Raw genomic sequence first — 7251 nt, 5'->3', positions numbered from 1 at the left:
GCCGGGGGGGGGGGCCGGGGGGCCACGGCGGCCGGTGGGGCGCGCGCCACCCCGGGGGGGGGCGGGCGGGCGGGGGGGGGCCCCCGGGGGCCCCGCCCGGGGGGGGGGGGGGGCCCCCCGGCCCCCCCCCGCGACTGGGCCCAGGTGTTCAGCACCACCGCCCAGCTCACCCGCGACCTCGATCTCGCCGAGGAGTGCACCCAGGACGCGTTCGCGCAGGCCCTGGAGACCTGGGCCGAGAGTGGCGTTCCCGACCGGCCGGGTGCCTGGCTCACCACCATCGCTCGCAACCGGGCCCGGGATGTCCTGCGCCGTGAGTCGGTGTTCCGTCGCAAGATGCCACTGCTCGTCGCGGACGAGACGATGCCGGGCCCCGATGACTGCCTGGTCGACGACCGGCTGCGCCTCATCTTCACCTGCGTGCACCCCGCGCTGTCCAGGCCGGCGCGGGTCGCGCTGACCCTGCGCCTGGTGTGCGGGCTGTCCACTCCGGAGGTGGCGCGTGCGTTCCTGGTGCCGTCGAGCACCATGGCCGCCCGGATCACCCGGGCCAAGAGGAAGATCGCCGCGGCTCGCATCCCGTACCGGGTACCGGGCCCGGACCAGCTCGGTGAGCGGACCGGCGCCGTACTCGAGGTCGTCCATCTCATCTTCACCACCGGCCACACCGCACCGGTGGGCGCGCACCTGGTGCGGCAGGATCTGGTGGACTGCGCGATCGGGCTGGCCCGCATGCTGCACCTGCTCATGCCGACCGACGCGGAGATCAGCGCCCTGCTGGCACTGCTGCTGCTCACCACGGCACGCCAGGACACCCGCAGGTCCGCCGACGGGCGGCTGGTGCTGCTGTCCGAGCAGGACCGCGGCCGCTGGAACCGGCAGCTCATCGGCGAGGGCCTCTCGCTGTTGACCGAGGCGCTGCGCCGACGGCCACCGACCCGGTACGCCCTGGAGGCCGCGATAGCCGCCGTGCACGCCGAGGCGCCCACCTGGCAGGGCACCGACTGGAACCAGATCGTCGGGCTCTACGACACCCTGCTCCGGTTGTGGCCGTCGCCGGTCGTCGGCCTCAATCGTGCCGTCGCGATCGGGCTGCGCGACGGCCCCGAGGCCGGACTCGACGCGCTCACGCCGATGCTCGCCGACCCGGCCCTGGCCACCTACGGGTATCTGAGCGCGGCCCGCGCCGACTTCCTGCGCCAGTTGGGGCGGTGGCCCCAGGCCGTGACGGCCTACGAGGAGGCGCTGACCCTCACCGGCAACGACGTGGAGCGTGCCTTCCTCGTCGAGCGGTTGGCGGACGTGCGACGGCAGTACTGATCGTCCGCAGCACCCCGGGTTGGCAGGCGGCTTCAGGCATCCCGGTCTTCCGGCACCGCCGCGCCTCGGCCAGGCACGGTGGCGATCGCGGCCATCCCCAGCAGCAGAGCCGGGAGGACGAACCAGAGACCGACGCCGAGGCCCAGCAGGAGTGCCCACAGCAGCAGCACCAGCGCCGAGACCGTCGTGGTGATGCCGACCGCGCGGTGGGTCAGGTCGGCAACGAGGGGGCACACGGCCGCGACCACCGGCACACCGAGCAGATAGCTGACCGCACCGCCACTGTCGTCGATCGTGAACGGCAGCAACGCGATGACGATCCAGGCGGTGGCCGCGACCGCGAGGAGTCTCAGCAGCAGACCAACGGAACCGGATGCCGGACCGCGCCTGCGTACGCTCACGAGCGCTGCCGCGGCGATGAAGAGCGCGACAAGGCCGCCGGCCAGGGTAGCCACGTTCATTGCGACTCCTCGCTCCATGGCCGTCTTCGGCCTGTGGTGGGGGTGTGCCCTCGGACGGTTGAGCAAGACATCGATGCCATGCTATCTTTCCGGCGCGGGAGCGCAGGGCACGCTTCCCCGCACCCCAGCCGATCGACATCGGCACGCCGAGGGCGACGCCCTCCGGCCGCCCCTGCCAGTCGGTGACCAGTCCGGGCCGCTCCGCCGATGCCAGGCGACCGCGGGCGGTTGCCGGACGACCTCGGTCCGGCCGCATGCCCCAGCTTCCCACGCCCGTCGCGGCGGACACCCGGCAGCGACGGTACGGCGCCGCACGCCACACCGGCCGGCAACCGTCATCCACGTCCCGGTGTCACCACGGGCGCGGCCGGCGGTCGCCGGAGCCGGTCCCGCACCACCACCAGTGGCAAGGAGTCAACAATGGCGAAGCATAGACAGCTCTTCTCGGTCATCGCGGGCGCGGCGGTTCTCCTCGCGGCGGCCGCCGGTGGCGTGCTCAACGGCGGCTTCGGCCCGGAAGCGGTGGCCGCGACGAACGGCACGCTCGCGGCCACCGCCGGCTGCGGCAAGGCACCCACGCTCGCAAACGGGACACGCACCATCCAGAGCGGCGGGCAGAGTCGCACCTACATCCTGCGGATCCCGGACGGGTACGACAGAAACAAGCCCCACCGGCTGATCTTCGGCTTCCACTGGCTGAACGGCTCGGCCAACAACGTCGCCTCGGCCGGCTACTACGGGCTCGCGCCGTTGTCGAACAACACCACGATCTTCGTCGCACCCCAGGGCATCAACGCCGGTTGGGCCAACACCAACGGTCGGGACCTGACCCTCTTCGACGACATCTCCCGACAGGTCGAGAACGACCTCTGCGTCGACACGACCCAACGCTTCGCCCTGGGCTGGAGCTACGGCGGCGCGATGAGCTACGCCGTGGCCTGTGCCCGGCCAACAGTCATCCGCGCGGTCGCCGTCCTGTCCGGCGCCAATCTCAGTGGTTGCAACGGTGGCACCCAACCCGTTCCCTACTTCGGCATCCACGGCATCTACGACAGCGTGCTGAACATCTCGCAGGGCCGGTCGCTGCGCGACACGTTCGTCAGGAACAACGGCTGCACCGCGCAGAGCCCCCGCGAACCGAGCCGGGGCAGCGGCACCCACATCACCACCACCTACGCGGGCTGCCGAGAGGGTTATCCCGTGCAGTGGGCCGCATTCGACGGAGACCACACCCCGAGCCCGGTAGACGGGTCCAGCCCGAACGACTCCAGGACCTGGACCTCGGGGGAGATCTGGAGATTCTTCAGCCAGTTCCAGTCCACCACTCCCCCCACGACCCCTCCGCCGACCACGCCCCCGCCGACCACTCCGCCCCCGACCACTCCCCCGCCGACCACTCCGCCGCCGACCGGGGAGCCGGGCAGTTGCGCCGCCACCTATCGCATGGTCAACAACTGGCCCGGTGGCTTCCAGGGTGAGGTCACGGTCACCAACACCACCGCCGCCACCGTCAACGGCTGGACCGTCGGCCTGACCCTGGCCAGTGGCCAGGCCATCAGCAGCCTCTGGAGCGGCACCAACACGGGCACCACCGGCAGCGTCACCGTCCGGAACGCCGCCTACAACGGCACGTTGGCCCCGAACACGTCGACCACCTTCGGGTTCACCGCCACCGGCGACAGCGCCACCCCGCCCACCACCACCTGCACCAGCCCCTGAGCAGAGGGCGAACCCGAAGGGCCCGGAGCCAGTGGCTCCGGGCCCTTCGGCTCGACCACCGACCCTGCCCCCACCGTCACGCCAGCGGCGCGCCGGTCATTCCGGCGGCCCGGTCCGCGCCGCTGCCCGGAGGATGCCGTCGAGGCCCTCCTCGAACAGCAGGTCGTCGTCCCATCGGGTGTCGTCGAGATGGCCGGAGGCGTCGAGGGTCGGGTAGGTGTCGGCCCGCGCGGCGATGTGGTCGCGGGCCGCCGCCCGCGCGTGCGGATCCGCGCTCTGGTGCCACGTGGCTTCGGTGAGCGCGGCACCGATGACGTAGTTGGCCAGCATCCGCGTGGCCACCGCGAGTTGCAGTCCGTGGCAGCCGCCGCGCACCAGCGCCGACTGCAGGAATTCGGTACGGGCGAGGACGTTGGGCCCGAGCATCGGACGTCCCACCAGGTTTGGCGCCCAGGGATGACGTCGCATGGCGGCGCGCCAGGCTCGGGCGAGCAGGCGGGCGTCCTCCAACCAGTCGTCGCTCACGTCCGGGATGGGCACGTCGCCGAAGATCTGGTCAACGGCCAGGTCCAGAACGTCGTCCCTGGTCTTCACGTGCCAGTACAGGGCGGTAGCCGTCACGTCGAGCTGCTGGGCGAGGCCGCGCATGGTCAGACCCTCGACGCCACGCTCGTCCAGCAGCGTCACCGCCGCGTCCACGATGCGCCCGAGGGTCAGCGGCGCTCTTCGTGCCGGACGTGGTGACTCCGCGCGCAGCCATACCGGCGACGACGCGCGGCCGTCTCGTCGTCCGGCCGTGGGCATCGGCGGTACGCCCGGCTCTGCGGTGGTCATGACCACCACTCTAGTCCACTGGACAGGCGACTTAACATCGGTAAGCTAGCTGAACAAGCGAAGGTTGGCCGTACCGGTCGGCAGGGAGGTCGGAGAATGCCTCTGCTACGTGTGCACCTCGACAGCGACCGGATCACCGCCCGTCGCGTTCTCCAGCTCCACCAGGAGGGCAGGACCCATCACGAGTCGCGGGAGGCGGCGCGCGCGGAGGTGTGGCGCCAGGGCCGCACCCCGGCCGGCGAGCCGACCTTCGTCGGCATCACCAACGGCCGCCGGCACGTGCAACTGCTCTACGACGTGGAGGTCTACTCCGACACCGCCGGTTGAACGCCCGCCGACACGGCTGAGACCATCACGCGCGAACCGGACCGCCTCGGCTGCACACCCGCCGGGGCGGTCCGCCGTTGGACGACCCGGCTACCGCAAACGTCCGCAGGCTGGCCACCGCCGCCCTTTCCGCGCGAGCCTCCCAGGAAGTCGGGCTCTGACCTTCGGGACTTTCAGGAAGTTGCGGCATCTGCCGGCCCAGGATGGGCCGACTTAACGATACCCGAGTTGATCAACAGGAAGTCGGGGCATCCGCTCGCCAGGGACAGCCCCACTTCATGAAAACCGAGTTGATCAAGCGGCGAGCCCGACAGCGCGGGCCCGCACATGCCCAACCCACGCCCGCCCGAGCAGCCAACCCACGCCCCAGCCCCAGACCAGCCGCGCACCCAGCCCACACCCACCCGCACAACCGGCCCAGACCAACCAGCGCAGCCGCGTGGTGCTCGTCGCCCGCCCGTCCATGGCGGCCAGCTGTGCTGCCCGCGCGTCCCTCACGGCCATCCTCGCCGCCTTCTGCCTGGCCTCGGTGATCTTCCGGCACGACGCGCCCAGGACCCGTTCGGCATCTGTCACTCCGGGGTGTCGGTTTTCGTGCCACACCACACCCGGCCGGCGCGGGGATGTCACCTCGCCGAGGGAGCGCAGTCCCCTCTGCCGGGGAGGAGGAATCGCCAGGCGCCACAGATCATCGATCCATGGCTGCCGGTTGGTGCCCGCTGGGTTCCGATGTGGACAGCGGGCACGGCGACGAGCGGCCCGGTGTGCCGGCGCGGCACCGTCCGTAGGGAGTGGGATGTCCGACCGTACTGCTCGAACGTACCGATCCGCAGTGGCCGACCGGGCCAGACCGTGGGCGGTGGCGTGCGGCGCCTTCCTCCTCGGCGAGCTGGTTCTGCGCCTGTTCTGGATCGCCGGTGGCCGGTGGGCGTACACCGCCTGTGACCGGACCGACCTGGTCGATCCGGCGGGGGGATGCGGCGCCGACCAGGTCGAGACGTTGCCGTTCTGGGCTGGTTGGGGAGCGGTGGCGATCATCGTCGCCCTCGCGGTGGTGGTCGTGTGCGTACTCCGCTCCCCCGGCCGCCCCGCGACCACGGCCAGTTGGCTGGCGGCGGCGCTGCTCCTGGTCGGCGCGTTCCCGCTGCACCTGCTCTTCGAGGTCCCGGTGGCGTTGACCGGACGTCCCTCGGACTGGCGTGACCTCGGTGCCCGGCTCGCCCTGCTGGCCGGGGGCATCCTGTTCACCGGGCTGGCGAAGGCGTTCGGTCCCCGGCGCGAACCGGTGAGCCCCGGCTACCGGCCGGTGCCCCGGTGGACACGGCGCTGGGCGTACGCGGCGGTCACCCTGCCGGTGGTCGGCTGGGCCGTACCCCATGGGCTCTGGGTGCTCGGCGTTCCGTTCGGCATCTCGGAGCGGGAACTGGGCGACATCCACCGCGACCTGTCGACGCCGACGGGGGTGGCGATCACTCTCGCTCCACCGATCGCCGGCCTGCTCGTCCTCGGGCTGATACAGCGGTGGGGGCAGCAGTTCCCGCGCTGGGTGCCGGGGCTGCGCGGTCGACCGGTTCCCCGGCTGCTGGCGGTGATTCCGGCCGGGATGGTGGCGCTCACACTTGTCGCCTACGGCGTGCTGAGCGCCGCGGTGCTCGTCGACCGACTGATCGCGGGCGAGCTGCGGTGGTCGGAGGTGTGGGACGGGTGGGCGGTCACCGCCACACTGCTCGTCTTCCTCGGCTGGGGTGTGGCGCTGGGTGTCACGGCCGCCGGTTACGCCCTCAGCACCCGGCCGCGTCCGGAGCGGACGGCGAGGTGTGGTGCTGTCAGCGGTGTTCCAGGCCCCTGAGGATCAGCAGGCGGGTGGACCCCATCCCGAAATGGTCGACCTCACCGGAGATGTCCGCGACCGCGTGAATGATGGGCTCGACGTCGACGCCACGTCCGCGCGCCCAGGCGCACAACTCCCAGAGACCGACCAGCTCGTCGCGCGGGTCCTCCGACTGGTCCCGAGCGGAGATGTGGACCAGCCGCCGACGAAACTCGGCGGTCGCGGAGGGCCACCCGCCGCTGAGAGCAACCCCCCAGCTGAAGGCGCGGTGTGCGCGGAAGACCTGGCGGACCTCGTCCCGAACCTCCTCGCCACCGGCTTCATAGGCGTCCAGCAGGGCGGTCAGGGCCGCGGCCGCCTCGGCCGCCACTCCGGCCTCCTCCACCGGCGACACGCTGGCTGACAGCTTCGCCTGCCAGTCCGGATCCGCCAGGTCCACCGGACGGCGAGCGATGTCCTGGAGAAGGACGTCGATGACCGCGACGTCCTCTCGAATCCCGGCGAGATTCATCCGCGCCGCCTCGGCCAGCGCGCACGGGCCGCCGCCCCACGCCACCGCGGGCGGTTCGATGTCGCCGTACCGGGGTCGATCGAGGTCACCTCCGCCCATGCCCGACCGCGAAATCTACCCGGACGCCCCGCCTGCGGGGGCCTGCGTCTGCGCACTAGGGCGTACTTGGCGGATCTTGGGCGTGGGTCGTTAGGTAGGACGTGGCGCGTTTCGATCTGACGGATCGTGAGTGGGCGATCTTGGAGCCG

8 protein-coding genes are annotated in these 7251 nt (G+C 71.7%); 4 read left to right on the top strand and 4 right to left on the bottom strand.

The window, feature by feature from the left end:
* The first annotated feature begins 144 nt into the window (after positions 1–144).
* Positions 145–1320: an RNA polymerase sigma factor gene (locus ACGFIQ_RS36100; RefSeq protein WP_393250819.1), complete on the top strand. Its 1176-nt coding sequence runs from the start codon at positions 145–147 to the stop codon at positions 1318–1320.
* Between the two features lie 32 nt (positions 1321–1352).
* Here the strand turns inward: ACGFIQ_RS36100 and ACGFIQ_RS36095 are convergent, their stop codons facing one another.
* Positions 1353–1781 (bottom strand): hypothetical protein, encoded by a 429-nt coding sequence (locus ACGFIQ_RS36095; RefSeq protein WP_393250817.1) that lies wholly within the window; start codon positions 1779–1781, stop codon positions 1353–1355.
* 420 nt (positions 1782–2201) lie between these two features.
* Here ACGFIQ_RS36095 and ACGFIQ_RS36090 point away from each other — a divergent pair, with 420 nt between their 5' ends.
* Complete coding sequence (locus tag ACGFIQ_RS36090; RefSeq protein WP_393250815.1) at positions 2202–3500, top strand: cellulose binding domain-containing protein; 1299 nt, start codon at positions 2202–2204, stop codon at positions 3498–3500.
* A 96-nt stretch (positions 3501–3596) separates the two neighbouring features.
* On the opposite strand, the gene ACGFIQ_RS36085 is transcribed toward ACGFIQ_RS36090, so the two are convergent.
* Positions 3597–4334, bottom strand: coding sequence for a TetR/AcrR family transcriptional regulator C-terminal domain-containing protein (locus ACGFIQ_RS36085; RefSeq protein ID WP_393250813.1), 738 nt, complete (start codon positions 4332–4334; stop codon positions 3597–3599).
* 96 nt (positions 4335–4430) lie between these two features.
* Here ACGFIQ_RS36085 and ACGFIQ_RS36080 point away from each other — a divergent pair, with 96 nt between their 5' ends.
* On the top strand, positions 4431–4661 hold the full coding sequence (locus ACGFIQ_RS36080; protein WP_393250811.1) for a hypothetical protein: 231 nt from the start codon (positions 4431–4433) through the stop codon (positions 4659–4661).
* 294 nt (positions 4662–4955) lie between these two features.
* Here ACGFIQ_RS36080 and ACGFIQ_RS36075 read toward each other — a convergent pair whose 3' ends face one another.
* Complete coding sequence (locus ACGFIQ_RS36075; RefSeq protein WP_393250809.1) at positions 4956–5165, bottom strand: hypothetical protein; 210 nt, start codon at positions 5163–5165, stop codon at positions 4956–4958.
* A gap of 292 nt (positions 5166–5457) precedes the next feature.
* Between ACGFIQ_RS36075 and ACGFIQ_RS36070 the strand changes: the two genes are divergently transcribed.
* Positions 5458–6510, top strand: a complete 1053-nt coding sequence (locus tag ACGFIQ_RS36070) for a hypothetical protein (RefSeq protein ID WP_393250807.1) — start codon at positions 5458–5460, stop codon at positions 6508–6510.
* On the opposite strand, the gene ACGFIQ_RS36065 is transcribed toward ACGFIQ_RS36070, so the two are convergent.
* Positions 6488–7102: a hypothetical protein gene (locus tag ACGFIQ_RS36065; protein WP_393250805.1), complete on the bottom strand. Its 615-nt coding sequence runs from the start codon at positions 7100–7102 to the stop codon at positions 6488–6490. The genes ACGFIQ_RS36070 and ACGFIQ_RS36065 overlap by 23 nt on opposite strands.
* Positions 7103–7251 lie beyond the last annotated feature (149 nt).

Source organism: Micromonospora sp. NPDC048898 (genome assembly GCF_043198035.1).
GTDB lineage: Bacteria > Actinomycetota > Actinomycetes > Mycobacteriales > Micromonosporaceae > Micromonospora.
Note: the sequence above shows the minus strand (reverse complement) of the source record. Positions and strands in the feature narration are given on the sequence as shown.